The sequence below is a fragment of the Streptomyces sp. NPDC039423 genome (genome assembly GCF_055598725.1).
The window spans coordinates 993,329-1,016,767 of the sequence record NZ_JBVKAH010000002.1 but is presented as its reverse complement, the minus strand read 5'-3'; the positions used below and the strand labels follow the sequence as shown (position 1 = coordinate 1,016,767).

18 protein-coding genes are annotated in these 23,439 nt (G+C 73.3%); 8 read left to right on the top strand and 10 right to left on the bottom strand.

Features of this window, described 5'->3' with window-relative positions; translation table 11 throughout:
- A partial coding sequence (locus tag ACZ7LK_RS10585; RefSeq protein WP_471139543.1) for an acyl-CoA carboxylase subunit beta occupies nucleotides 1-1,038 on the bottom strand: 1,038 nt, incomplete at its 3' end.
- A 153-nt stretch (nucleotides 1,039-1,191) separates the two neighbouring features.
- Nucleotides 1,192-3,498 carry a polysaccharide lyase 8 family protein gene (locus ACZ7LK_RS10580; protein ID WP_471139592.1) on the bottom strand — a complete coding sequence of 769 codons (2,307 nt, stop codon included), beginning with the start codon at nucleotides 3,496-3,498 and terminating at the stop codon, nucleotides 1,192-1,194.
- Nucleotides 3,499-4,067: 569 nt separating this feature from the next.
- On the opposite strand from ACZ7LK_RS10580, the gene ACZ7LK_RS10575 reads away from it, so the two are divergent.
- Nucleotides 4,068-5,306, top strand: coding sequence for a glycoside hydrolase family 64 protein (locus ACZ7LK_RS10575; protein WP_471139541.1), 1,239 nt, complete (start codon nucleotides 4,068-4,070; stop codon nucleotides 5,304-5,306).
- 162 nt (nucleotides 5,307-5,468) lie between these two features.
- Here the strand turns inward: ACZ7LK_RS10575 and ACZ7LK_RS10570 are convergent, their stop codons facing one another.
- The 5 genes from ACZ7LK_RS10570 to ACZ7LK_RS10550 all read right to left on the bottom strand — a co-directional run bounded on the left by ACZ7LK_RS10570 (nucleotide 5,469) and on the right by ACZ7LK_RS10550 (nucleotide 11,932).
- Entirely contained in the window at nucleotides 5,469-6,899 is a 1,431-nt protein-coding gene (locus ACZ7LK_RS10570; protein ID WP_392271841.1) for a WD40 repeat domain-containing protein, read from the bottom strand.
- Between the two features lie 117 nt (nucleotides 6,900-7,016).
- Entirely contained in the window at nucleotides 7,017-8,492 is a 1,476-nt protein-coding gene (locus tag ACZ7LK_RS10565; protein ID WP_471139538.1) for a vWA domain-containing protein, read from the bottom strand.
- Nucleotides 8,489-9,730 carry an AAA family ATPase gene (locus ACZ7LK_RS10560; RefSeq protein WP_471139535.1) on the bottom strand — a complete coding sequence of 414 codons (1,242 nt, stop codon included), beginning with the start codon at nucleotides 9,728-9,730 and terminating at the stop codon, nucleotides 8,489-8,491. Before ACZ7LK_RS10560 ends, ACZ7LK_RS10565 begins: the two co-directional genes overlap by 4 nt.
- A 235-nt stretch (nucleotides 9,731-9,965) precedes the next feature.
- The gene (locus ACZ7LK_RS10555; RefSeq protein WP_471139533.1) at nucleotides 9,966-11,315 is read right to left on the bottom strand and encodes a hypothetical protein; all 1,350 of its coding nucleotides are present in this window, start codon (nucleotides 11,313-11,315) and stop codon (nucleotides 9,966-9,968) included.
- 107 nt (nucleotides 11,316-11,422) lie between these two features.
- Nucleotides 11,423-11,932 carry a hypothetical protein gene (locus ACZ7LK_RS10550; RefSeq protein WP_392271845.1) on the bottom strand — a complete coding sequence of 170 codons (510 nt, stop codon included), beginning with the start codon at nucleotides 11,930-11,932 and terminating at the stop codon, nucleotides 11,423-11,425.
- A gap of 189 nt (nucleotides 11,933-12,121) precedes the next feature.
- Between ACZ7LK_RS10550 and ACZ7LK_RS10545 the strand changes: the two genes are divergently transcribed.
- The gene (locus tag ACZ7LK_RS10545; RefSeq protein WP_392271846.1) at nucleotides 12,122-12,730 is read left to right on the top strand and encodes a YceI family protein; all 609 of its coding nucleotides are present in this window, start codon (nucleotides 12,122-12,124) and stop codon (nucleotides 12,728-12,730) included.
- Between the two features lie 4 nt (nucleotides 12,731-12,734).
- On the opposite strand, the gene ACZ7LK_RS10540 is transcribed toward ACZ7LK_RS10545, so the two are convergent.
- Nucleotides 12,735-13,496, bottom strand: a complete 762-nt coding sequence (locus ACZ7LK_RS10540; protein ID WP_471139529.1) for a class I SAM-dependent methyltransferase — start codon at nucleotides 13,494-13,496, stop codon at nucleotides 12,735-12,737.
- A gap of 343 nt (nucleotides 13,497-13,839) precedes the next feature.
- On the opposite strand from ACZ7LK_RS10540, the gene ACZ7LK_RS10535 reads away from it, so the two are divergent.
- On the top strand, nucleotides 13,840-15,603 hold the full coding sequence (locus ACZ7LK_RS10535) for a D-glucuronyl C5-epimerase family protein (protein ID WP_471139526.1): 1,764 nt from the start codon (nucleotides 13,840-13,842) through the stop codon (nucleotides 15,601-15,603).
- Between the two features lie 249 nt (nucleotides 15,604-15,852).
- The gene (locus ACZ7LK_RS10530; protein WP_392271849.1) at nucleotides 15,853-17,568 is read left to right on the top strand and encodes a D-glucuronyl C5-epimerase family protein; all 1,716 of its coding nucleotides are present in this window, start codon (nucleotides 15,853-15,855) and stop codon (nucleotides 17,566-17,568) included.
- Here ACZ7LK_RS10530 and ACZ7LK_RS10525 read toward each other — a convergent pair.
- Nucleotides 17,552-18,700 carry an acyltransferase family protein gene (locus ACZ7LK_RS10525; RefSeq protein ID WP_471139523.1) on the bottom strand — a complete coding sequence of 383 codons (1,149 nt, stop codon included), beginning with the start codon at nucleotides 18,698-18,700 and terminating at the stop codon, nucleotides 17,552-17,554. The two genes, ACZ7LK_RS10530 and ACZ7LK_RS10525, sit on opposite strands and share 17 nt — an antisense overlap.
- Before the next feature lie 32 nt (nucleotides 18,701-18,732).
- On the opposite strand from ACZ7LK_RS10525, the gene ACZ7LK_RS10520 reads away from it, so the two are divergent.
- Nucleotides 18,733-19,485 carry a transglutaminase domain-containing protein gene (locus ACZ7LK_RS10520; protein ID WP_471139520.1) on the top strand — a complete coding sequence of 251 codons (753 nt, stop codon included), beginning with the start codon at nucleotides 18,733-18,735 and terminating at the stop codon, nucleotides 19,483-19,485.
- A gap of 21 nt (nucleotides 19,486-19,506) precedes the next feature.
- Here ACZ7LK_RS10520 and ACZ7LK_RS10515 read toward each other — a convergent pair whose 3' ends face one another.
- Nucleotides 19,507-20,844 carry a hypothetical protein gene (locus ACZ7LK_RS10515; RefSeq protein ID WP_471139517.1) on the bottom strand — a complete coding sequence of 446 codons (1,338 nt, stop codon included), beginning with the start codon at nucleotides 20,842-20,844 and terminating at the stop codon, nucleotides 19,507-19,509.
- 84 nt (nucleotides 20,845-20,928) lie between these two features.
- Between ACZ7LK_RS10515 and ACZ7LK_RS10510 the strand changes: the two genes are divergently transcribed.
- From ACZ7LK_RS10510 to ACZ7LK_RS10500, 3 genes are read left to right on the top strand one after another with little or no spacing between them, the layout of a single operon-like run.
- Nucleotides 20,929-21,735 carry an alpha/beta fold hydrolase gene (locus ACZ7LK_RS10510; RefSeq protein WP_471139515.1) on the top strand — a complete coding sequence of 269 codons (807 nt, stop codon included), beginning with the start codon at nucleotides 20,929-20,931 and terminating at the stop codon, nucleotides 21,733-21,735.
- Nucleotides 21,732-23,018 (top strand): PP2C family protein-serine/threonine phosphatase, encoded by a 1,287-nt coding sequence (locus ACZ7LK_RS10505; RefSeq protein ID WP_392271854.1) that lies wholly within the window; start codon nucleotides 21,732-21,734, stop codon nucleotides 23,016-23,018. The genes ACZ7LK_RS10510 and ACZ7LK_RS10505 overlap by 4 nt, the downstream gene beginning before the upstream one ends.
- Nucleotides 23,012-23,416: an STAS domain-containing protein gene (locus tag ACZ7LK_RS10500; RefSeq protein WP_392271855.1), complete on the top strand. Its 405-nt coding sequence runs from the start codon at nucleotides 23,012-23,014 to the stop codon at nucleotides 23,414-23,416. The genes ACZ7LK_RS10505 and ACZ7LK_RS10500 overlap by 7 nt, the downstream gene beginning before the upstream one ends.
- Nucleotides 23,417-23,439 lie beyond the last annotated feature (23 nt).

Here is a 23,439-nt window from a genome sequence, read left to right as displayed (position 1 = left end):
CAGCACACCCGCCAGCGTCTGCGGCTGGTTGGCCACGATGCCCACGACCTGGCCGTCCAGCCGGGCCAGCGCGCAGATGATGTTGCGCGCCCACCGCTCGTGGACCTCCAGGTAGTCCCCGTCGTCGACGAGCTCCTCGATCACCTTGGCCATGTCGTACGGCCGGTTGCCGTCCGCCGGCACCAGGTCCAGCAGGACCTCGGAGCGGCGGTCGGCGGGGTCCTCGCTGGGGTGGGTGGGCGGGTTCTCGCGGTTGTTGGAGGGCAGCATCGACAGGAGGTAGCGGACCTCGGCGATGCAGGTCTCCTCGTCGTCGTAGGCGAAGTGCGCCACGCCCGAGGTCTCGGCGTGCACGTCCGCGCCACCGAGGCCGTTCTGGGTGATCTCCTCACCGGTGACCGCCTTGACGACGTCCGGACCGGTGATGAACATCTGCGAGGTCTCACGGACCATGAACACGAAGTCCGTCAGCGCCGGACTGTAGGCGGCGCCGCCCGCGCACGGACCGAGCATCACCGAGATCTGCGGGATGACACCCGACGCCCTGGTGTTGCGCTGGAAGATGCCGCCGTACCCGGCGAGCGCGGACACGCCCTCCTGGATACGGGCACCGGCACCGTCGTTCAGCGACACCAGCGGCGCACCGGCCGCGATCGCCATGTCCATGATCTTGTGGATCTTCGTGGCGTGGGCCTCGCCCAGCGCACCACCGAAGATCCGGAAGTCATGCGCGTAGACGAACACCGTCCGGCCCTCGACCGTGCCCCAACCGGTGATGACACCATCGGTGTACGGGCGCTTCGCCTCCAGACCGAACCCGGTCGCCCGGTGCCGCCGCAACTGCTCGACCTCCTGGAACGAGCCCGCGTCCAGCAACAGCTCGATCCGCTCACGAGCGGTCAGCTTGCCCTTGGCGTGCTGCGCCTCCGTCGCCCGGTCACTCGGGCCACGCAGGGCTTCCTCGCGCAGGGCGTGCAGCTCGGCCACACGCCCACGGGCATCGGTCGGCTCGCCCTGGGTTTCGTCCACAACGGTCATGCATCGACCCTACGAAGTCGACCAAGGAAAACCCGCCGTCGACTCTGTACAGTCTCCCGACCCATCTGCTGTGAGCCCTGGACAGAACCGTTCCCCGGTGCAGTCGAACTGCCAGCCGAACAGCCCGCGCGTTGTGGACATTCTACAAACGGATCAGATGATCACCGTGCAGCCGTGTCCGGCGCACGCGGTGCCGGGGGTGATACGCAGCCGGAGCGCGCGGCCCGTCGCGAGCACCTCGACGGAGGGGTCATGGGCGGTGACGCGACGGACCGGGTGGTGCCAGGTGAGGTCCAGGGGGAGTCCGGTGCGCGGCGGCTCGCTCACTCGGACCGTCACCTCGCGGCCCCGCCGGCGGACGAGGACGCTCGCCGGGGCGGTCGCGGTGAGCGGCCCCACCGTACCGGGCTGCCAGAAGTTCGCGGCGGTCAGCCCGAGCGAGGGCACGGTGACGGCCTGGCGGGCGGCGGTGTTGTCGAGGACCTCCAGCCAGTGGGGGTCGTACGCCCGGGCCGCGACGGTCCGCCGCGCGGCGCCCGGCATCAGGAGGTACGCGTACGAGGCGTCCACCGGGTCGGTGCCGTGGTCGAGCCAGAGCGTCCGGTACCGGCGGGTGCGGCGCTCGGTGGTGGACGTGGCGTTGATGTCGCGCCAGGCCCCGGTGCGGTCCTCCTCCAGGGTGCGCAGCCGGTCCGTACCGCCCGGGAAGACCCAGCCCCCGTGCCCCTCCAGGTGCGCCCAGCGCCCGCCCGTCCCGGTGGTGAACGGCTCGTCGCCCGCCTCCCCCAGGTTCCGGTTGTCGACGACCGTCTCGACCGGGACGCCGTCCGCGCAGCGGATCCCGGCGCCGAGGCAGATGACCGTGTCGGCGGCGCAGAACCAGGACTTGCGGGCCTCCAGGGTGGAGCCGAGGCCCTTCAGGTGCTGGCCCACGGCGGCGAACTCGCCGTCCGTCACTCCCCCGACCCACCGCACGGCGGGTTTCGGCTCGCCCCATTCGCCGCCCGCCCGGTCCGGGAGCCGCGTGGTGGACACGGTCGTGCCGGGCAGCCGGTAGGGGTCGACGGTGGGCCAGAACCAGTCGGTGTACTGGGCGTCGCCCCGGGGTCCCGGCCCCCACCAGTAGAGCATCCCGGCGCCCGTGTGCCAGCCCCGCGGGTTCTCGCCGTTGCCGCACTCGTAGTGGGCGATGCGGTCCGACGCCATGGCGATGTTCGCCGCCCAGCCGGGGCGGCGGTGCACGGCCCGGTCCATGGCGGCGAAGAGGGTGTGGCCGACCGGTTCGGGCGCGGCGGGGACGGGCGAGGCGGCGACCGCGTGCAGCCGGGCGAGGTCGGCGACGCCGTACTGGGAGGCGGTGAGGACCGGGCTGACGGTGTCCCGCTCGATCCAGCCCTTCACGCGCGCGTGCCACCGGTCGCGCTCGGCGGGCGGGGCGCCGCCCGCGAGGAGGGCGATGGCGGCGATGATCCCCTGGCCGTGGAAGTGGTCGCCGCGCAGGGTCCCGAGCGGGTCGTTGCGGAGGATGCCCCGGCTGATGGCACGGCCGCTGACGCTGTCCATCATCAGGCCGTTGCGGATGAGGGGCGCGAAGGCCCGCTCGACGCTGTCGAGGACGATCCTCCGGTTGGGGTCGGTGACCTCCCAGGGCGAGCCCGCGAGGAGGGCGAACAGGCGGCCGAGCCCGTCCAGCAGGACCTGTCCGTACGTACCGGAGTAGGCGACCCAGGTGTGCTGGACGAACGACCCGTCGGCGTGGAGCCCGTCGCCCCGGGTGACGTACGGGAAGACCGGCGAGAGGGCGTCGCGGGCGAGCGCGAGCTTGGCCGGTGCCCTGCCGAGGACGCCGCGCAGCGCGACCGACCGGCACAGGTCGACGCGGTTGGCTCCGGTGGAGGTGCCGCTGTAGTCGCCGAGCACCGTGTCGGGGACGAAGTGGTCCACGGCGGCGCAGGCGGCCTGGACGCGTGCCGGGCCGACGGCGTCGTGGAGGGTGGCGACGATGTCCATGAGGAGGCGGGGGCTGCCGATCTGCCATTCCCACCAGTTGCCGTAGCGGATGGTTCCGGGGTGGTAGATCCGCTCGGAGAGGTGGTCGAGGCCGCGCAGCACGTCGGCGAGGAGGCCGGGGTCGCCGGTGTGGCCGGTGCCCGGCTGGGCGTACGCCTGGGTCATGGTCCACAGGCGGTGGTAGCTCTGGGTGATCCCGGAGGGCGGGTCGAAGGAGTACCCGGGCCACAGGGAGGTGGCGGTGGGGGCCATGGTGGCGCGGTACCGGGCGGCGAGGTCGCCGGTCCCGGCGAGGCGGGAGGCGTACGGTTCGGCGGCCGGGTCGTAGCCGGTGCCGAGCTGGAGGGCGGCCCAGCGGAGCCGCAGCGTGTCGAAGTCGTCCGCGGCCGGCGAGGCGTGGGCGGGCACGGCGGTTCCCAGGGCTGCGGTGGAGGCCGCGGCGATCGCCAGGGCCGCGGTGGAGGTGGAGGCGAGGAAGGCGCGGCGGGACCGGTGGGGCGGGGGCGGGGTGGGCACGGGGGCCTCCTGGAGGCTCGGCGACGGAACCTTGCGGTGAGCACGACCCGGACGGCCGGATGACTGGCCGCCCGCCCGCCTGGACGCCCGGGCGGCCGCTCCGGCGTCCTGGGGGCCGCGCCGCCGCCCGGGTGGGCCGCACCGCCCGGCGGCCCGCGCCGCCGCCCGGTGGACCGCCCCCAGCGTGCCCGGCGCCGCCCGCGACCGCGGTACCGACCCGGTCGCCGTCACCTGTACGGAGGCGTCCGGGGCCGCGGGCGGGGAAGCGGCTCGATGTCACCCCACCTGACGTACCGGTCGGCCGGCGATGTCGTCAACGGCACGGGCCGAGCACGGCGATTCCGGTCCAACAACACCGCCGCGGTTGTCCAAGTGGCCCTGCACACCATCACGTTCTGAAGGAACACACAAACTGAGAGCGCTCTCACTCCTATGTCTTGACGTCACTTTCGGGCAGCGCCAGAGTGAGCGGCACCCCACCCCCCACTCCCCAGGAGTGCACCATGGCGTCACACGCCTCCCCCCGCACGCTCTCCCGGCGCGCCCTCCTCACCGGTGCGGCGGCCGCCGCCACGGCCACCGCCCTCGGGCCGCGCGGCGCGACGACCGCCTCCGCCGCACCCGCGACCTGCGAACTCGCCCTGGAGAACCGGTCCCTGCCCGGCACCGTCCGCGCCTACGTCACCGGACACGAGCAGGGCACCGGGCGCTGGGTGCTGCTGCGCCCGGGCGGCGGCGTCTACCGCCCGGACTCCCCCGGCGCCCCGATGACCCCCCTGCCCGTCGACTGCGCGATACCGCTGCGCCCGGCGGGCGCCGGCCCGGTCGTCCTGACGCTTCCCCAGATGTACGGCGCCCGGGTCTACTTCGTCCGGGACAACAAGCTCGACTTCTTCCTCAATCCCGGCCCCGCCCTGGTCGAACCCGCCTTCGCCACCTCCGCCGATCCCAACTACGGCCGGATCTGGTCGTTCGCCGAATTCACCTTCAACCCGCAGCAGTTGTACGCCAACATCAGCTACGTCGACCTGGTGACCGCCCTGCCCATCGGCCTCACGCTCACCGGCGACGCCACCCACACCGTCGCCCCGCTGCCGGCCGGCGCCCTCCAGCGGATCGCGGACGGGCTCGTCGCCCAGGCCGCGCGGGACGGCCAGCCGTGGGACAAGCTGGTCGTCCGCGCCCCGAACGGTTCGGTGCTGCGGGTGATCTCCCCGCAGAACCTCATGGCGCCGTACTTCGACCGCCCCGACCGGATGCCCTTCCGTACCGCGTTCACCGGCTACATCGACCGTGTCTGGCAGAAGTACCGCACCACCGACCTGCGCATCGACCTCCAGGGCGGGCGCGGGGTCCGGGTGGGCCGGGTCGACGGCGACGTCCTCACCTTCACCGGCGGCCACAGCTTCACCCGCCCCACCTCCAAGGACGTCTTCACCTGCAACCACGGGCCCTTCGCCAACAACCCCCACGACTCCGACGACCGCAAGGCGCTGCTCGCCCGCCTCGCCGCCGGCTTCAACCGGACGACCCTCCTCACCCACCCCGACCAGCCGAACGGCCCGGCGCCCTCCGACTACTACCGCGACCCGTCCACCAACCACTTCTCCCGGGTGGTCCACGCCAACACGCCGATCGGGTACGCCTTCCCGTACGACGACGTCCGTCCGGACGGCCGGCCGGACGTCTCCGGCGCCGCCCACGACGGCAACCCGCGCCGGTTCACCCTGACGGTGGGCTGACGCCCTCCCCCGCACGGCCGGAGGGGGCATGGCGGCGCGTGCGGTCCACAACGGCCGGAGGGGCCCGCATCCCGGGCGGGCCTCTCCGGCTTCTCCATGTCGCGGGCGGTACGGGGGCGGTGGGGGTGGGAGTGGCCGCGGTGGTACGGGTGCTTCGGGTGCTCAGCCCTGGGAGGGGAACACGAAGAAGCCCTTCTCGGTGCTGAGGTAGCCGTACCCGGTCTTCTCCGTGAACAGCGGGACGTTCTCCTCCGGCAGGCTCTTCGCCAGCACCTTCTTGGTGCGGCCGTCCACCGCCAGGAATTCGGTCTCGCTGAAGCCGTCCTCCTTGGTGCTGCCGTACAGCACCCCGGTCGGGGAGAAGCGCAGCGGCTGCATCGCCTTCTCGCCCCCCTTCTGCGCCCACACCTCCTTGCCGTCGGCGGGCTGCCAGACGGCGGTTCCGCTCTTCGTGTGGGCGGCGGCGAGGGCGTGGTCGGGGGTGAAGACGGAGGAGCCCTCGGTGTTGACGGTGTCGTTCGGGCTGTCCTCGTAGGAGTACGTCGAGGACCCGCCGATCTGCTTGCCGCTCGCCACGTCGTACGTCGCGGTCACCCACGTGTCCGGCGAAAGGGCGCCCGCGCCCCAGGCGGTGAGGACCTTGCCGTCGCGCACGTCGAGGACCCGGAGGGCGCCGCTGGTGCGCTTGCCGTCCTTCACCTCAACACCGGCCGGCGGGGTGACGTCCGCCGAACTCCACACCTTCTTGCCGGTGGCGAGCTCCGTCATGACGAGCTGCTCGGGCTCGCTCTCGTAGGTGGACGCGTTCTCCACGTGGAAGGCGTACGTCCCGGTGATCAGGGGGGCGTGGGCCTGGCCGCCGTCGATCTCGCCGCTGCGCGGGTCGTAGCCGCAGCTCGCCAGCAGCCCCGTGCAGGTGACCGTGCGGGTCGCCCCGCCCTCGACGGGTGTGAGCTTCAGGCTCTCGTCCTGGTCCTCCTCCTGCTCGATGATGTGGCCCTCGCCGACGTGGAACGTGTCGCCCTCGCGCTGCGCCTTGCCGAGCTCGGTGCCGTCGCTCCCGTAGACCGTGACCGTGGTGGTGGTCTTCTCGGCGCTCAGGCCGTCCGACTCCTTGGTGGCGCCCGCGAACACCGCGACCGCCGGGACCCCGCCGTGCCAGGTCGTGGCGGCCACCCGGTCGGTCGTCACCTTGAGGGACGTGCGCACCGCGCCGGTCCTCACGTCCCGGAACTCCAGGGTGGCCGGCTCCGGATCGTTGCTGAAGTGCAGGGTGCCGACCGAGCCGTCGACCGGCTCCGTGTTGTACCCCTCGCCCGTGGCGTACGCGCCCTGGGCGTCCTTGACGAACAGCAGCGTCTCGCCGAGGTCGATGGCGTGGGCGGCCGGCAGGCTCCACGCGGGCCGGGCGGCGAGCCCGGGTATCGCGGGACCGGCGTAGACCGGACCCTTGGGTGCCGCGCCGCCGTCCCCGGGCTTGGCCACGGTCCGCCCGTCGCCGTCGCCGGCGCCGGCGCCGTCGCCGGAGGAGCAGCCCGTGACGAGCCCGAGCGACAGGACGAGACCGGCGGCCATCACTGTGTACTTGTTCATGTCCCCGTTGGTTTCCGCTGGTGTTCTTGAAATGCTCACGGCAGCATAGGGCCCCGCGCTCACGGCCGTTGACGGGTCCCCGGCGCTCTTCACGGTCCCGCCACACGCCCCGGGGCCTCAGCCGATGGTGACCACCCGCGCCCAGGACGGCGGGGTGTCCGGCACGTACGCGGGGTTCGTCTCGTCCACCGCGCCCGCCGGACGGGGGAAGAGCCCGACGACGGTACGGCACGGCGGCGGCGCCGAGGGCCAGGGCGTCTGGCCGTCCGTCAGGGCGACGACGACGTCCGGGCGCGGACGGGAGCGGAGGGCCCGGGCGAACCCGGAGCGCAGGTCCGTGCCCCCGCCGCCGACCAGCTCGATGTTCTCGGCGCGGCAGAGGGGGACGGCCACCCCGGCCGCCGCGTCGCAGGAGATCACCGAGACCAGGTCGCGCCGGCCGCCCACCGCCCGCGAGATCGCCGCCACCTCCAGCAGCGCGCTGCCCAGCTCGGCGTCGCTCACCGACCCGGACGTGTCGATCACGACGCAGACCCGGGGCGGTGTACGGCGCAGGCTCGGCAGCAGCACCCCGGGCACGCTCGCCGAGCGGCGGGACGGCCGCCGGTAGCTGTGGTCCTCGCCCACCCCCGGCGCGCCGGCCGCCGAGCGGACCGCCGCGCCGAGCAACCGCCGCCACGGCTGGGGCGGGTGGAACGCCTCGTCCGCCCACCGGCGCCACCCCTCGGGCGCCTCGCCCGGCCGGCCCCTGATGCCCTCCGCGACCCGGAAGCGGACCGCGTCCCGCTGCTGCCGGGTCAGCCCGTGCGCCCCATCGGCGCCCAGCTCCCAGGGCCGGGCCCCGCCGTCCGCTCCGCTGCCGCAGTCCAGCCAGGCCAGCTCCGGGGCGAGCCCCGACATCGACGAGCGGCGCAGGTACTCCTCCATCAACAGGCCGTCGGGCAGTCCGAGCAGCGAGGGGCGCACGACCCCGGTCGGCACGGGCAGGCCGTCCCCGTAGATGTCGTCGTTGATCTCGAAGTCGGCGGCGATGTTCCGCCGCAGCCGCTCGCCCGGTCCGTACTCCTCGCGCTCGCGGGCGTACCGCTCGCCCCGCCCGTGGTGGTCCCGCAGCAGGTGGGAGACCTCGTGCACCCAGACGCCCGCCAGCTCCTCCAGCGGCATCCGGGCCACGAAGGCGGGTGAGACGTAACAGCGCCAGTACGGGTCGACCGCCATCGTCCCCACCGACCGGTCCTCGACGACGTGCAGCGCGAAGAGCGCGGCCGCCAGGTAGGGGCGGACCTTCACCGCGTGCAGCCGGGCGGCCAGCAGCTTCTCGGTGTCGAGTGACGGTACGGGGTGGTCGTGGGGACGGACGCGGGGGTGGTCGCCGGGGTGGCCAGGGGTGGTGGGGGTGGTGGGGGTGGTGGGGGTGGTGGGGGTGGCAGGTCCGCGGGCGGGGACGGGGGCGGTCGTGGGGATGGCGGGGGTGGTGCTGCCGGGCGGCGGGCCGGGGATCGTGGGCCGCACAGGGCGCGGCGGCGGGGGCGGGGGCATGGGGCGGGGCAGCGGGCGGGGGCCCGGGCGCGGGTGCCGCGCGGGCGCCGTCATCGGCGTGCTCCCGCCGTACGCCCGGCGCCGGCGCCGGCCGGCGCGGTGGCCCGGCCCACCGACCGGTCCGCGCGCTCGGCCAGGCCGACCACCCCGGCGAGCCGCTCCACCGCCTCCGGCACCTCCCAGTCGTCGCGCCGCAGCCCGGCGAGCGCCGTCGCCGGGGCGACCAGCAGGTCGGGGGCGCCGGTTTCCAGCGCCCGTACCAGCACCGCCCAGCCCGCCTCCCAGCGCTCGCGCTCCGGCCGCGCCCCGACGGCGGCCACGACCGCCTCCAGCGCGGCCTGCCGCAGGTCCCCGCGCTCGGGCAGTTCGGCGGCGGCCGGGTCGGCCAGCAGCGACTCCGGGTCCGGCAGGTCCATCCGGTCCAGATGGGCGAGCAGTTCGAGCCCGGGCCCGTCCCCCACGGCGCCCCTCACCAGCAGGGCCAGCACCTCCCGCGAGACGGAGGCAGCCGTGCCGAAGGCCAGCAGGGTCAGCGCGGCCTCCCAGCTCCGGGGCGAGGGCCAGGCACCGCCGCGCCGCGTCTCGCTGCTCGGGAGCCGGTGGATCAGCGTGGGCCGGGCCTTCAGGAAGCCGCAGACCGCCCGGCGGGCGAGGGCGACCGCCTCCGGGAGCCGTTCCGGGTCGAGCCGGGGCAGCTCCGCCCGGGGCCAGACACCGCCGAGCCCGCGCACCACCACCTCCCGGTCGTGCACCCAGTACAGGTGCACGAACCGGTTGGCCAGCGGCGGGCTCAGCTCCCACCCGTCCGCCGCCGACGCGCGCGGATTGGCCGCCGCCACGATCCGTACGCCCGGGGGAAGCCGGAGCGCGCCGACCCTCCGCTCCAGGACGACCCGGAGCAGCGCGGCCTGGACGGCCGGGGTGGCGGTGGACAGTTCGTCCAGGAACAGCAGGCCCCGCCCGGCCCGCACGAGTTCGACGGCCCACTGCGGTGGTGCCATGGGCACGCCCTGGACGGCCGGGTCGTCGCCCACGATGGGCAGTCCGGAGAAGTCGGACGGCTCGTGGACGCTGGCGATGACGGTCGTCAGGGGCAGGTCGAGGGAAGTGGCGAGCTGGGTGAGGGCCGCGGTCTTGCCGATCCCCGGCTCGCCCCAGAGGAGGACGGGCAGGTCGGCCGCGACGGCCACGGTGAGCGCTTCGAGCTGCTCGTCGGGGCGCGGCTCGGTGGTGGTCGTGCGGAGGAGGGTCAGGAGGTCGTCGGCGAGGGAGAGTTGGGCGGAGGACGTCATGTGGGCATCACCTGGTGTGTGAGAGGGAACGGGACGGCTCGTCCCGGAGGTCATGGGGCCGTGCGGCGCGGGACGCGGCCGGCCGGCCGCGGATCGTGGGGCGTGCGGGCACCCGCCCCGGCCGTCGGGCGTCCGCGGACACCGTCAGGCGGCCAGGGCGGAGCGTCAGGCGGTCAGGCGGTCAGGCGGTCAGGCGGTCAGGCGGTCAGGACGGACCGCCGGCCAGGACGGGCCGTCAGTCGGTCAGGGCGGTACGGGGCCGGGACCGGGTGCCGCGCTTGCGGCGTACGGCGGGGGGTGTACGGCGGTCGAGCCGGAGCCGGTGGCCCTGTGGCGCGGCGGCCGGTCCCGAGCGGAAGAGCCCGTGCTCGACGCGGCGGAGGGCGGCCGACTCCAGTTCGTCCCTCAGCGGGCCGTCACGCAGGACGGCGCGGGGGCCGAGCAGCCCCTCGACGACGGCCAGCGCCCCGCCGACGTCCCCATGCCGGAGCCGTTCGCGGACGGCGGGCAGCGCCTCGGGGTCGCGGTGCACCGCGTCGATGGCCCGCAGGCAGGGCAGCGGCGGTCCGCCGAGCGCCACCAGCAGGTCCTCGCGACGCAACTGGTCCGGGGCGTGGTCGACCGCGGTCAGGACGCCGTCGCGCAGGGCGATCCGGTGGACCTCGCCCCGGCACTCCACCCGGTGCGGGTCATCGTGCTCGGGAACGGGGCCGCCCGCCGGTGCCGGTCCGGACCTCCCCAGCGCGGTGGCGACCAGGGGGTGCAGCCGCCCGGGCGTGACCAGCCCGGCCCGTAGCAGCTCCAGGTCCGGCAGGACGCGGGCCGCCGCCTCCGGCAGTACGGGGAGCGCCGCCACCACCTGCGGGGGCAGCGCCCCGGGCAGCGGCCGGAACGTCGGGGCGTGGGTCTCGTCGGGGGCGACGAGGTGGAACACGGCCCGGCTCCGCGCGCCGAGCCGCACGGTGAAGGCCCCGCGCGGGCGCCCCTCCGCCCGGAGCAGCAACTCGGCCTCGGCGGCCCAGCGCGTCACCGCCCAGGGGCCGTCGGCAGGATCGCCGCACCGCCGGGCCAGCTCGCCGCTGCGCGTGGCGTCCCAGAGGTGCCGGTGGAGGTCCAGCCGGAAGCGCCGGTCGGGACGCGGATGGGGGTGCGGGATGCACGGGGCTGTGCCGTCCCAGAGGGCCAGGGACATCCGTTGCCCCGCCTCCGCGCGGGCGGGCGGTGTCCGCACCACCAGGTGCGCCGTGCCGCCGGCCCGCGCGGGGTAGCGGGCCAGCGGGACGGTGAGGCCGGGCCGGAGCCGCCCGTCGGGGGCGATCCGGGGCATGTGCCAGCGCAGCAGGTCCGGGGCCAGCCGGCGCAGGTCGGCACGGAGACGGGTGACGAGGTCGGTGCCGTGGCGGTCGCGCACGGCGCGCAGATCGAGGTCGACGTCGATCCGGGCGGCGGCGCAGGCCCCCGCCCAGTCGCCGGCCGCACGTCGGGCGGTCGCGGTCTCGATCATGGACGGTGGCACGGCGTACTCGCGTACGCGCTGCCACATCAGCAGGTGGGGAGGAAGTCCGTTCGCGGTGTGATGTGCCATCAGCACTCACCCTGAGCGAACGAAGCCCCCAATCCGTACGAGGAGGTAGTCATCGCGGGCATCTTAACCACGCCGGTGATGACCTGTCAGTGCCGTTTCGGCGGCGGTCAGCAGCCGCCGCAGTTGTAGTACGTCACGTCCCAGTGGTTGCCCTCGTCGGCGTAGACGTTGCCGGAGCCGGACTTCCACTGGGGGGCGCCATCGCCCCGGAGGCCGATGTAGGTGAAGGTGTTCTTGATGTAGCCGCCGATGCACGTGTACTTGCTGTAGTCGAGCTTGTAGCCGTTCCAGTGCGAGTACGTGCCGCCGGCGTGGCCGGTCTCGGTGCCGCCGGTGATGTTGAGCGCGCAGCCGCTGGCGCTCCGGAGGGTCTGGGCGCCCTGGGCGGTGGCGAGGTTGAGCTGCTCGAAGGACGTACAGGTGGGGTTGTTGCGGTCCGAGCAGCCGCCCGAGGACGACCAGGTGATCCCGGACGAGCGGAACATCGAGGTCGCGGTGGCGTGGCTGATCTTGGTGACGGCGTGGGCGTCGGTCGCGCCGCTGACGACGCCGAAGCCCGGGGCGAAGAGCGCTCCCAGGAGCAGGACCAGGGCGGTCAGGACGGGGCGGAGCTTCATCGTTTCCTCCTGCGGATACCGGGGCTGACGGTGCGCGTGCAGGTGGAGCAGACAGATGGTGCCGGAGCGGGCCGGGCGTACGCCAGGGGTCCGGCGAGGACGACCCGAGAGAGTGGTTGAAAGTTGAACGGAATGGGTCTACAGTCGAACTTGTTGAAGGTTAAACCAACCACGAAGGAGAACGTCATCATGGGTCTCTTCAGCCGCACCAGCACCGCCACCCTCCCCACCGCCTCCGCCGCCGTGGACCCGGCCCTGGCCGCCCTGACCGGTACGTACACCATCGACCCCTCGCACAGCGGCATCGGCTTCACCGCCCGCCACGCCATGGTCACCAACGTGCGCGGCGCCTTCACCGAGTACGAGGGCACCCTGGATCTGGACGGCTCGGACCCCGCGGCCTCCAGCGCCTCCATCGACGTCACGATCGCCTCCATCGACACCGGCAGCGCCGACCGCGACGGCCACCTGCGCAGCGCCGACTTCTTCGACGCCGAGCGGTTCCCGCTGATGACGTTCCGCTCCACGAGCGCCGAGGCGCTGGGCGGCACGGACTACCGCATCACCGGCGACCTGACGATCAAGGGCGTCACCAAGCCGATCACCATCGACCTGGAGTTCAACGGCGCCGCCAAGGACCCCTTCGGCAACGAGCGCGTCGGCTTCGAGGGCAAGGCGGAGCTGCTGCGTTCCGAGTGGGGCCTGACCTGGAACGCCGCGCTGGAGACCGGTGGCGTCCTGGTCAGCGACAAGATCAAGCTGACGTTCGAGATCTCCGCGATCAAGACCGCCGAGTGACGGCTCACCGCGGCTTACGGGCCTCGATGAGGGTCCGGCACGAATGAGCGACGAAGGGACCTTCGGCCTCCATGAGGTCGTGCAGGTCCCTCAGTCGTTCCCGGTACTCCCCCACGGTGAACCCCGGCACGGTCCAGATCACCTTCCGCAGGAAGTGGACGACCGCGCCGATGTCGAAGAACTCCATCCGCAGCCGCTCCATGCGGACGTCCACGACCTCCAGCCCCGCCGCGCGCGCCTCCGCCGTCTCCTCGTCCGGGTGCCGCAGCCTGCGTACCTCGGCGGAGAGCGGCCCCAGGAAGAACTCGATCAGCTCGAAGACCGTCTCCGGCCCGACGTGCTGCGCGAAGTACGTCCCTCCCGGCCGCAGCACCCGGGCGATCTCGCCCCACCACACGGTGGCCGGATGACGGCTGGTGACCAGGTCGAACGCCCCGTCCGCGAACGGCAGCGGCGGCTCGTCCGGATCCGCGACCACGACCACCCCGCGCGGGTGCAGCAGCCCGGTGGCCTTGGCGACGTTCGGCGGCCACGACTCGGTCGCCACCATGACCGGCGGGTACGTCCCCGCACCCGCCAGCACCTCGCCGCCGCCCGTCTGGACGTCCAGACCGGCCGACGCCCGGGCCAGCCGCTCCCCCATCAGGCGCTGGTACCCCCACGAGGGACGCTCCTCCGTCGCCCGGCCCTCCAGCCAGGAGAAGTCCCACCCGGAGACGTCGACCGCCTCGGCCTCGGCGATGAGCTCTTCGAACGTTCGTGACATACCGTCACTCTACGAAGCCTCGACACGACCTCGCCAAGGCTCCGCTCCCCCGCCCCCGATGCGGGCGCTGGCTACAAATCGCTCAAGTGCGCGACGTGCGCCCCTAGGCTGTCGGGGCTGATGACCGCCACCGTCCATGGAGAGCAGCCGGACGGCATGCAAGAGGGGTGCCCTTCCCGTGAGACCGAGTTCGTCACGCGCGAGCGTGCACCACGCCGGCGCCCGGTCGTTCGGCGCCACCGAGGTCCTCAGCTCCTCCAACTGACAGTCGAGGCAGGGCCCGCCCATCGGCGGGCCCTGCCTCGTCGTGTACCCACTCCGAAGAAGCGAGGGCGACATCGTCATGTCCGAGTACCGCTCCATGGACCGCCGAGGTCTCATACGTCTGGCCGCCAAGGGGGCCATAGCGGGTGCGGCCGTCGCCGCCGGGGGGACGTTCGTCGGGAGCGCGGCGACCGCGGTCGCCGCGCCGCTCCCCGGACCTGATCCGCTGCGCGGCATGCCGCGTTCCCTGGCGCTGAGCGTGCCGCGCCGGGTGAACGGTGACGCCCCGCTCCCGCCGCTGCCCGACCAGATGGACGGGGCCCGGATCTCGCGGCCGAGCCGCCGTATCCCGTACGCACAGGGCAAGCCCTCGGCTCGGGTGGCGGGCGAGGACGTACCCACCACGCTGCCGTTCGTGTTCAACCGGGCGGGGTACCGGATCGTCACGGACCTCCCGGAGGCCCTGCGGCCGTGGCGTGACCGGCCGAAGCGTTGGGAGGACATCACTCCCGACACCGAGAAGCAGTTCCTCGACGCCGAGGGTGTCGTGCAGGTGCGCGAGGGGTTCGGCCGGCCCGGATACGACCAGCCCGTGACGCAGATCCAGTTCGCGCTCGGCTGCCTCACCAGCTACCGCACCGAGACCGACGCCGACCGCAAGGCGCTGTTCCTCACCCGGGCGAAGGCCCAGGCCAAGCGGCTGATCGACCGGCGGGTCGAGGCCCGCGGGGCGTGGTACTTCCCGTACCCGTTCGACTACACGCACGAGACCCACACCGGCGTCAGTTACCAGGCACCCTGGTACTCGGGCATGGCGCAGGGCGAGGCCATCAGCCTGTTCATCCAGCTCTCACAGTTCGACACCGGCACCGTCACCGAGGAGGAGCGGGGCCTGTACCGGCAGGCGGCCGACGCCGCCTTCGCGTCACTGCTGCGCGGGGACGACGGGTACCCGTGGGCGGTGCACAAGGACCCCTCCGGGTACCTGTGGATCCAGGAGTACCCCGGCGCACAGCCCGGGACGGGTGACTTCACGTACAACGGCATGGTCTTCGCCATGTTCGGCCTGTGGGACTACTACGCGGCCACCGGCAACGACCTGGCCTTGGCGCTGTACGACGGCTCGGCGACCACCATCGCGCGGTACTTCCCGCTGCTGCGCAACGTGCGCTGGCACTCCTACTACTGCCAGACGCACCGGATACCGGCGCCGACGTACCACCAGCACCACATCAACCTGTTCCGTCAGCTGCACTGGCAGACCGGCAGCCCCGATTTCGCCCACCACACCGACGTGCTCACCGACGACTTCCCCTCACCCTTCCTGCGTGAGGGGTCCACGGTCGCCTTCGCGGCCGGCACCCACACCCTGTACCGGCTGGACACGAAGGCGGACGGAGGCTGGGACAAAGCGAAAGAAGACGCACAGCTGGAGGTGAAGAAGGTCACCTTCGACCGGGCGACGCAGGCGGCCGCGTCCATGCGGCGCCGCATCCAGGGGCGTGGCATCTACTACCGCATCAGCGCCGGCGCCTACACCGGATGGTGGGTCGGCGAGGTGTGGCCGACCTCGTTCCTCCGGGGCGAGTACCTGGCGACCGCGTACCGGCCGCAGCGCACGCTCACCTTCCCCGGCGGTGGAAGGGACGTCGATGTCTACCGCTTCACGGAGGACGGCACGGCGGCGAGCATCAAGACGGTTTCCTTCGCGACCCCGTCCAACGCCCCGGCCGACCGCCGCGCCATCGTCAACGGACGCCCGATGTACCGGATCGCCGCGGGCGCTCTGACCGGTTACTGGGTGGCCGCAACGAGCGTCACCGCCGATGGAACCGGCTCCTGACACACCCGGGGACGGCCCGGACGGGCCGTCAGATCGGCTTTCGGCCAGCTTGTTTGTGCGAGGCCGAACCGACTATGGGATCTTCCCACCTTTCACATACGATCCACATTCACCATCGTTCATGCCCTTGGGGGGTACTCAGTCATGTCAGGGAAGAGGCGCGCCGCCGTCGGCCGCAGACGGTTCATACGTCTGGCCGGTGGTACGGCCGCCGGTGTGGCCGCCGTGGGGGGCGGTACCTTCACCGCGATGGCCACGGGGGTCTTCGACAACCCGACGCCGGACCCGTTCGCCAACATGCCCCGCTCGCTCGCACTGAGCCTGCCCGGCGGAAGCGGCGGCGCCTACGAGATACCGCTGCCGCCGCTGCCGGACCCCCTCGACGACGGCACCGCCTCCATACCGAGCTCGCCGCGCCGCATCCCGTACGCGGACGGCAAGCCGGACCCCCGGGCGGTCGAGAAGGACATACCGACCACCCTGCCGTTCGAGTTCAAGAGGAACGGCTACACGATCGTCAAGGACCTCCCGGAGTCCCTGCGCCCGTGGCGCAACCGTCCGACGGCCTGGGCGAACGTGACTCCGCCCGCGTCGTCGGTGTACCACCTGAACTCCCAGGGTGTGTACATGTACTACAAGCCCGCTCCCGGCAGCACCAAGCCGGGCGGAGTGGGCTACGACCACCCGGTGGGCCAGATCCAGTTCGGTCTCGGCTGCATAGCCAGCTACCGCACCGAGCAGGACCCCACCCGCAAGGCCCTGTTCCTCAAGCGCGCCAAGGACCAGGCGAACCGCCTGATCACCAAGCGCGTCGAGACGCGCGGGGCCTGGTACTTCCCCTATCCGTGGGACTACACCCACGCCGAGCACAGCGGGGTCGCCTACAAGGCCCCCTGGTATTCCGGCATGGCTCAGGGCGAGGCGATCAGCCTCTTCGCCCAGCTCGCGCAGCTCGACGGCGTCACCGAGCAGGAGCGCACGCTCTACACGACGGCCGCGGGCGGAGCCTTCGCCTCGCTGCTGCGGGCCGACAACGCCTACCCGTGGGTCGTGAACAAGGACCGGGCCGGCTACCTGTGGATCCAGGAGTACCCGTTCAAGACGCCGGGCACGGGTGACTACACCTACAACGGCATGATCTTCGCGATGTTCGGCCTGTGGGACTACTTCCAGCTCACCGGCAACGAGCTGGCGGCCCAGCTCTACGACGGCGCCTGCTCGACCATCGCCCGGTACTTCCCGCTGCTGCGCAACGAGAAGAAGTTCTCGTATTACTGCCAGACGCACCGCATCCCGGCCCCCACGTACCACCACCACCACATCACGCTGTGGATGCAGCTCCACTGGCACACCAACAGCGTGGTCTTCGCCAACCAGCTCGACCAGCTGACGGACGACGTCCCGCCGTCCGGCGTGAAGCCCGGCTCGTCGATCGCCATCGGCAAGGGCACGCACACCCTCTACCGGGTGGACACGAAGGTCGTGACGCTCGCCAACGGCACCAAGGAAGACACCGGCGAGTACTACGAGAACGAGAAGGCCGGCACCGGGTTCGACAAGATCCTCGGCACCAAGAAGGTCACGTTCGCCAAGGCCACCCAGGCCCCGGTGGACAAGCGTCGCCGCATCATCGGCGCGGGCATCTGGTACCGGATCAGCGCCGGTGCGTACAAGGGCATGTGGATCGGCGAGTCCTGGCCCAACGTCTTCCTGCGCGGGGAGCACCAGCCCTTCACCTACCGCGTCCAGCGCACGCTGACGATCCCGGCGGGCCGTGAGGTCACCGCCTACGACTTCGGGACCAACGCGGCGGGGACCACCCGGACGCTCAAGTCGGCGGAGCAGCAGAGCTTCACGTTCGACCGCCGCGCGATCGTCAACGGCCGGGCGATGTGCCGTATCGCGGCCGGCGAACTGACCGGCCACTGGCTGCCGGCCAACCAGGTCGTCACCGACGGCCGCTGATCCGGGGCCGTGCGCCGGGGCCGGGTGTGGGGGATCCCGCACCCGGCCCCAGTGCGCGCAGCCGCCGTTCCAGAGGGTGTTCCACCCAGTGGTAGGCGCAGGCCGACGCCGTGAGGCTGACGGCCAGGACGAGCGACCAGACCGCTGCCGTGGCGGTCGGGCCGTCGGGTTTCCCGGCGTACCCCAGCCAGAGGCGGATGGCGATCTCGTGGATCAGGTACCAGGCGTACGACCAGTGGCCGAGCCGTAGCGACCAGGTGCCGCCGAGGCCGGTGCGGCGGCCGTCGAGGTCGGCGCGGGCGGCGGCGGCGACCAGGAGGGCGAAGAGCGGGGTGGCCAGCAACTGGGAGGCGGAGTACGGGCTGTACCAGAGGGCATCCGGCACGGCGGCCGACCAGGGCACCAGCGCCAGGTGCCAGCCGAGTACCAGTGCCACCGCCGGCCACAGCCCGACCGGGGGCCGCCACCCGCGGGCCACCGCGAGCCCGGTCACCACGCCCAGAAGGAACTGGAAGGTCCGGGTCGGGGGCAGGTAGTCCAGCGCCCAGGTGCGGGTGGCGGCGTCGGCGATCAGCGCGCCGGCCGGCCACAGCAGGACCGCGCCCGCGCACGCCGCGGCAGCGGTCCGGCGACGGCCGCGCCCGGAGCGCACGGCGGGGAGGGCCATCAGCAGCGGGAAGAGCAGGTAGAACCACGCCTCGTCGCTGAGCGACCAGGCCGCCGGATTGCCGCCACGGAGGACGACCGGGTCGGGTGCCCAGGCCTGGACCAGCAGCAGGGACGCGGCCACCGCCTTCGCCGGCACGTCCTGGCCGAGGGTGAGCCAGGCGCCCACCGACAGCGCGGTCGTGGCGGCGAGCAGCGGCCAGATCCGGGCGAAGCGGCGCCACAGGAAGACCGGCGCGGGGACGCGCTTGCCGTCGTACGTCCAGGCCAGGACGAAGCCGGACAGCACGAAGAAGAACGTCACCCCGCTGCGCCCGTACCACGCCGCCTCGCTGATGCCGGGCAGCTCACCGGCCTGCCGGGACAGGTGGTAGAGCACCACCAGCAGGGCGGCCCAGAACCGGAGGCCGGTGAGGGAGGGGAGCCGGTCCCTGCCCAGGGGACCGGTGGGGGCGGGCGGGCGCATCCCGCGATTATGCGGTGCCTTAGCATCCGCTCATGACGAGCGCCATGCTGACTCCGTGGTGGAAGCGCCGGTCGCCGGCGCCCGGGGACGGGGCCGGGGCCCGCGGGTCGGTGGCGGCGACGCGCATCCTGGACTGGCGGCACGCCGGGATCCAGCGGCTGCTGGAGGACGCGCGGGGCGCCGCGGCCGGTGGTGGGCAACGCCCCGTGCTGCTCGCCGCGCACCGGCTGATCGGCGAGCGGGTCCGGCCCGTGTACGCGATGGACGACACCCGGCCCGCTTCCCGCACCCTGGCCAGGGGCCGGGGGTCGTGCAGTCAGCGGCTGGCCGTCCTGGAGGCGGTGGCCCGGGCGGCCGGTGTGCCCACCCGGGTGCGCGGGCTGCTGGTGGACGGCACGTTCTGGTACCCGCGCTTCCCGCGGCTGCGCCCGCTCGTGCCGGACGCGGTCGTCCTGGCGTGGCCGGAGTTCCGCCTCGACGGGGCCTGGGTGAACGTGTCGGAGCTGTACGGGCCGCTCGACGAGCTGGGGGCGCGCGATCCGCGGGGATTCACCAACAGCGGGCCGCAGACCCTGTTCGAGGCCCTGTCGTCCACCGCCGTGGACTGGGACGGCTCCGTGTGCGGCGCCGACGGCTGCGCCTCGTACGACCTGTCGGCGATGGTCCGGCGGGACCTGGGCCGGTTCTCCTCCCGTGACGAGCTGTTCGCCGTGCACGGCCAGACCCTGTGCCTGCCCGCCCGGATCGCCGGTGGCGCGCTGCTCGGACGGGTGAGGCCCGCGTGACCTGACGGAGCGCGCGGCGCGTCAGAACCCGCCGCCGCCGAAGTCGCCGCCGCCACCGAAGTCGCCGCCGCCGAAGCCTCCGCCGCCGCCGAAGTCCGAGGCGTTGAAGTCGCCGCCGGAGAAGTCGCCGCCCTCGTACCCGCCGCCGTACTCCCCCGCGTACGCGGGGGAGGAGAGCATCGAGCCGAGCATGGTGCCCATCAGCAGGCCGGGCAGGAGGCCACCGCCGTAGTACCCGCCGGCCCACGGGCCGTACGCGGGTCCCGCCTCCCAGTAGGGGCGGCGGCCGTCCTCGGTGTCGACCGTGCGGGCCATCGGGTCCTCACCCTCCGCCAGGCGTGCCGCGTCGGCCGCGCAGACCGGCACCTCGCGCACCGCGCCGCCGGTCGGCGCCCACTCCGCCTCGGTGGCGGCCGGGCCGTGGCGCGGGTCGAAGAAGCAGGGTGCCCGCCGCTCGGGAAGCGGGCGGCCCTCGCGGCGGGCGGTGAGGACGGCCAGGGCGTAGCGGCCGTCCTCGAGGGCCTCGGTCACGCCCCGTACGTCGTGGGGGTGCCGGGCCTGGCCCATCAGTGACTTCGCCCTGTCGTACGAGTCGAGGGCGCGTTCGTAGTCGGCGCGCATGGCGTCGTCGGCGCCCTTCTCGGCCGGGTGGAAGTCCAGCCGGTCGAGTTCCTCGCCGTAGGCGGTGATGTCCTCGTCGACGACGACCCGGAGCTTGTCCAGGGCTTCCCGCTCCTGCCGCTCCGCCTGCCGGCGCCGCCGGCGGGTGACGGTGAGGGCAGTGGCGCCGCCGGCCGCGGCCAGTGCGCCGATCGCGATCAGTCCGGCGACGGGGGCGCGCTCACCGGGGACGCCGGACCAGCTCGACGGGGCGTCGCCGCGGACCTGCGGGAGGGCCTGGTCGACGAAGTTGTTCAGCTCGGTGACGGTGTCCACGCCGGGCTGGCGGACGGACTGGACGACGTTCTGGACGGCCTGGTCCGACATCACCGCCCGGTCCGCGCCGGCGGCGAACCGGTCGCCGAGGCGTACGCCGTACAGGCCGGTGATGCCGGTCTGGGTGCGCAGGTTCTGGAGGAGGCCCTGTTGCGGGAACTCCGCCGTGGCGGGCAGGACGGCCACGAACACCGGTTTGTCCGCGTCGCGGATCTTGTCCGCCAGGGCGTCGGCCTCGGCGGCGGACATCTGGCCCCTGGCGTCGGGATGGACGTACACCGGGCCCTGCTTCAGGGCGGCGGCCGCGTCCTGGAGCCCCGTGGCCTTGGCCCCGGCGCCGGGCGCCAGGGCGAGGAGCAGCGCCACTGCCAGCCCCGCGAGCGCCGACAGGACCGACAGGAGGGTGAGCGGCCTTGTCCTCATACCATCGACGCTACCCCAAATGGTGGTAAAGCAGACATAATCGCGCAGGACAAGGGAAATCCAGCCGAGTGGGAGGATGCTCGGATGGACATCCGTCGCAGGAACAACGTTTCGGTCATCGGCCGCGAAGACGGGCCCGTCCTGCTGCTCGCCCACGGCTTCGGCTGCGACCAGAACCTGTGGCGCCTGGTGGCGCCCGTACTGGCCGAGGACCACCGGGTGGTGCTGTTCGACTACGTGGGCGCCGGGGATTCGGACCCGTCCGCCTGGAGCGCCGAGCGCTACTCGACCCTCGACGGCTACGCCGAGGACGTCCTGGACGTGTGCCGGGAGCTCGATCTGCGGGACGCCGTCTTCGTCGGCCACTCGGTGAGCGCCATGGCCGGGGTGATGGCCGCCGAGCGGGAGCCCGGGCGGTTCGGGAAACTGGTCCTGCTGACGCCGTCCCCCCGCTACATCGACGACGAGGGGTACCGGGGCGGGTTCAGCAGGGACGACATCGACGAGCTGCTGGAGTCCCTGGACGCGAACTACCTCGGCTGGTCCGGCGTGATGGCGCCGGTGATCATGGGGAACCCGGACCGCCCGGAGCTGGGCGAGGAGCTCACCAACAGCTTCTGCCGCACCGACCCGGCCATCGCCCGGGTGTTCGCCCGCACCACGTTCCTGAGCGACAGCAGGGACGACCTGGCCCGGGTGAGCCTGCCGACGCTGGTGGTGGAGTGCGCCTCCGACGTGATCGCACCGCGCGAGGTGGGCGCGTACGTCCACGCCGCCATCCCCGGCAGCCGGCTGGTCACCCTGGACGCCACCGGGCACTGTCCCCAGCTCAGCGCGCCCGGGGCGACCGCGGAGGCGATCCTCGCCTTCCTCCGGGACGAGGACCGATGAGCCCGCGGGAGCCGGGCCGCCGCCGCCCGGACGCCGGGGACGTCCCCGCGGAACAGGCCGCCGCGGTCGCCCCGCTGCTGGAGGACTCCGCCGAGGACCTGTACGAGAACGCACCGTGCGGCTACGTCTCCACCCTGATGAACGGCACCCTCACCAAGGTCAACGGCACCCTGCTCGGATGGCTGGGGTACCGCCGCGAGGACCTGGTCGGCCGCAGGCGCTTCGCCGACCTGCTGACCGTCGGCGGCAGGCTCTACCACGAGACCCACTTCGCGCCGCTGCTCCAGATGCAGGGCGAGGTGCACGGCATCGCCATGGAGCTGAAGGCGGCGGACGGCGCCCGGCTGCCCGTGATGGTCACCTCCGCGGTCAAGACCGACGCGGCGGGCGAACCGCTGCTGATCCGTACGACGGTGATCCAGGCCCGCGACCGCCGCAGCTACGAGCAGGAACTGCTCCGCGCCCGACGGGCCGCGGAGGCCGCCCACCAGGAGACCGAGCGCAGCCGGGAGCACCTCCACCAGGTGGTCGCCGTCCTCCAGCGGAGCCTGCTGCCGCCGTCGCTCCCGCCGGTGCCCGGCCTGGAGACGGCTGCCCACTACCACACCGCGTCCCCCGACCGCCTGGGCGGCGACTTCTACGACCTGTTCTCCCTGGGCGGCGGGCGCTGGGCGTTCTTCCTCGGCGACGTGTGCGGCAAGGGGCCCGAGGCGGCCGCCGTCACCTCGCTGGCCCGCTACACCCTGCGCGCCGCCGCCATGAACGACCCCGACCCCGTGGCGGTGCTCCAGACCCTGAACGCGGTCCTGGTCGAGGGGTACGCGGGGGACGACCCCCGCTACTGCACGGTCGTCTTCGGGCTCCTGGAACCGTCGGCCGCGGGCGGGGGCGGCTTCGACATCACCCTCGCCGGCGGCGGGCACCCCCCGGCGCTGCTGCTGCGCGACGACGGCACCGCCGCCCACCTGCACACCCCGGGCGGGGTCCTCATCGGCGTCCTGTCCTCCCCGCACGTGGCCGTCACCCGGACCCGGCTGGGGCCCGGGGACACCGTGGTGCTGTACACCGACGGACTCACCGAGGCCCGCACCGCGTCCGGACGGTACGGTGACGAAGAACTGCTCGCCTTCGTCTCCGGCCTGGCCCCCTCGGGTGCCGAGCCGACGGTCAAGGCGCTCATCGACCTGCTGGAGGGCTTCGGCAGCGGTCTCGACGACGACACCGCCCTCCTCGCCCTGGGCGTCCCCGCCCGCGCTCACGAGAACCCGACACCACCATGCTGAACACCACCACACGGACCACCCCCGCCGGGCCGGTCCTGGACGTCCACGGCGACCTGGACTTCCACACCGTCCCCTCCTTCCGGCGGACGCTGGAGGGCGTGGTCCTGCTGCCCGGGCAGCGGCTCGTGCTGAACCTGGCCGGCCTCCGGTTCTGCGACTCCAGCGGCATCACCGCGCTGCTGGTCGCCCGCAACCTGGCGGCGTCGGCCAGGGCTGACGTCTCCCTGGCGGCGGTCCCGGAGAGCACGCTCCGGGTGCTGCGCATCGTCGGGCTGGACCAGGTCTTCCCCATCGAGCCGGCCGCACCCGCCGGATACACCGAACACACCGCACACACCGGGCTGGACGGGGCCGGCCGGACCGGCCGGCCCCACCGCGCCGGGGCGGACAGCGCCTGACGGGCGGGCCGGGCGGGCCGCCC

Excerpts from the sequence above, each read along its gene's own strand:
- ACZ7LK_RS10535 (WP_471139526.1), top strand. The coding sequence starts at position 13,840 with ATGTCCGAGTACCGCTCCATGGACCGCCGAGGTCTCATACGTCTGGCC.
- ACZ7LK_RS10560 (WP_471139535.1), bottom strand. The coding sequence starts at position 9,730 with ATGACGTCCTCCGCCCAACTCTCCCTCGCCGACGACCTCCTGACCCTC.
- ACZ7LK_RS10530 (WP_392271849.1), top strand. The coding sequence starts at position 15,853 with ATGGCCACGGGGGTCTTCGACAACCCGACGCCGGACCCGTTCGCCAAC.
- ACZ7LK_RS10570 (WP_392271841.1), bottom strand. The coding sequence starts at position 6,899 with ATGAACAAGTACACAGTGATGGCCGCCGGTCTCGTCCTGTCGCTCGGG.
- ACZ7LK_RS10500 (WP_392271855.1), top strand. The coding sequence starts at position 23,012 with ATGCTGAACACCACCACACGGACCACCCCCGCCGGGCCGGTCCTGGAC.
- ACZ7LK_RS10565 (WP_471139538.1), bottom strand. The coding sequence starts at position 8,492 with ATGACGGCGCCCGCGCGGCACCCGCGCCCGGGCCCCCGCCCGCTGCCC.
- ACZ7LK_RS10510 (WP_471139515.1), top strand. The coding sequence starts at position 20,929 with ATGGACATCCGTCGCAGGAACAACGTTTCGGTCATCGGCCGCGAAGAC.
- ACZ7LK_RS10555 (WP_471139533.1), bottom strand. The coding sequence starts at position 11,315 with ATGGCACATCACACCGCGAACGGACTTCCTCCCCACCTGCTGATGTGG.
- ACZ7LK_RS10575 (WP_471139541.1), top strand. The coding sequence starts at position 4,068 with ATGGCGTCACACGCCTCCCCCCGCACGCTCTCCCGGCGCGCCCTCCTC.
- ACZ7LK_RS10505 (WP_392271854.1), top strand. The coding sequence starts at position 21,732 with ATGAGCCCGCGGGAGCCGGGCCGCCGCCGCCCGGACGCCGGGGACGTC.
- ACZ7LK_RS10520 (WP_471139520.1), top strand. The coding sequence starts at position 18,733 with ATGACGAGCGCCATGCTGACTCCGTGGTGGAAGCGCCGGTCGCCGGCG.
- ACZ7LK_RS10545 (WP_392271846.1), top strand. The coding sequence starts at position 12,122 with ATGGGTCTCTTCAGCCGCACCAGCACCGCCACCCTCCCCACCGCCTCC.
- ACZ7LK_RS10540 (WP_471139529.1), bottom strand. The coding sequence starts at position 13,496 with ATGTCACGAACGTTCGAAGAGCTCATCGCCGAGGCCGAGGCGGTCGAC.
- ACZ7LK_RS10515 (WP_471139517.1), bottom strand. The coding sequence starts at position 20,844 with ATGAGGACAAGGCCGCTCACCCTCCTGTCGGTCCTGTCGGCGCTCGCG.
- ACZ7LK_RS10550 (WP_392271845.1), bottom strand. The coding sequence starts at position 11,932 with ATGAAGCTCCGCCCCGTCCTGACCGCCCTGGTCCTGCTCCTGGGAGCG.
- ACZ7LK_RS10525 (WP_471139523.1), bottom strand. The coding sequence starts at position 18,700 with ATGCGCCCGCCCGCCCCCACCGGTCCCCTGGGCAGGGACCGGCTCCCC.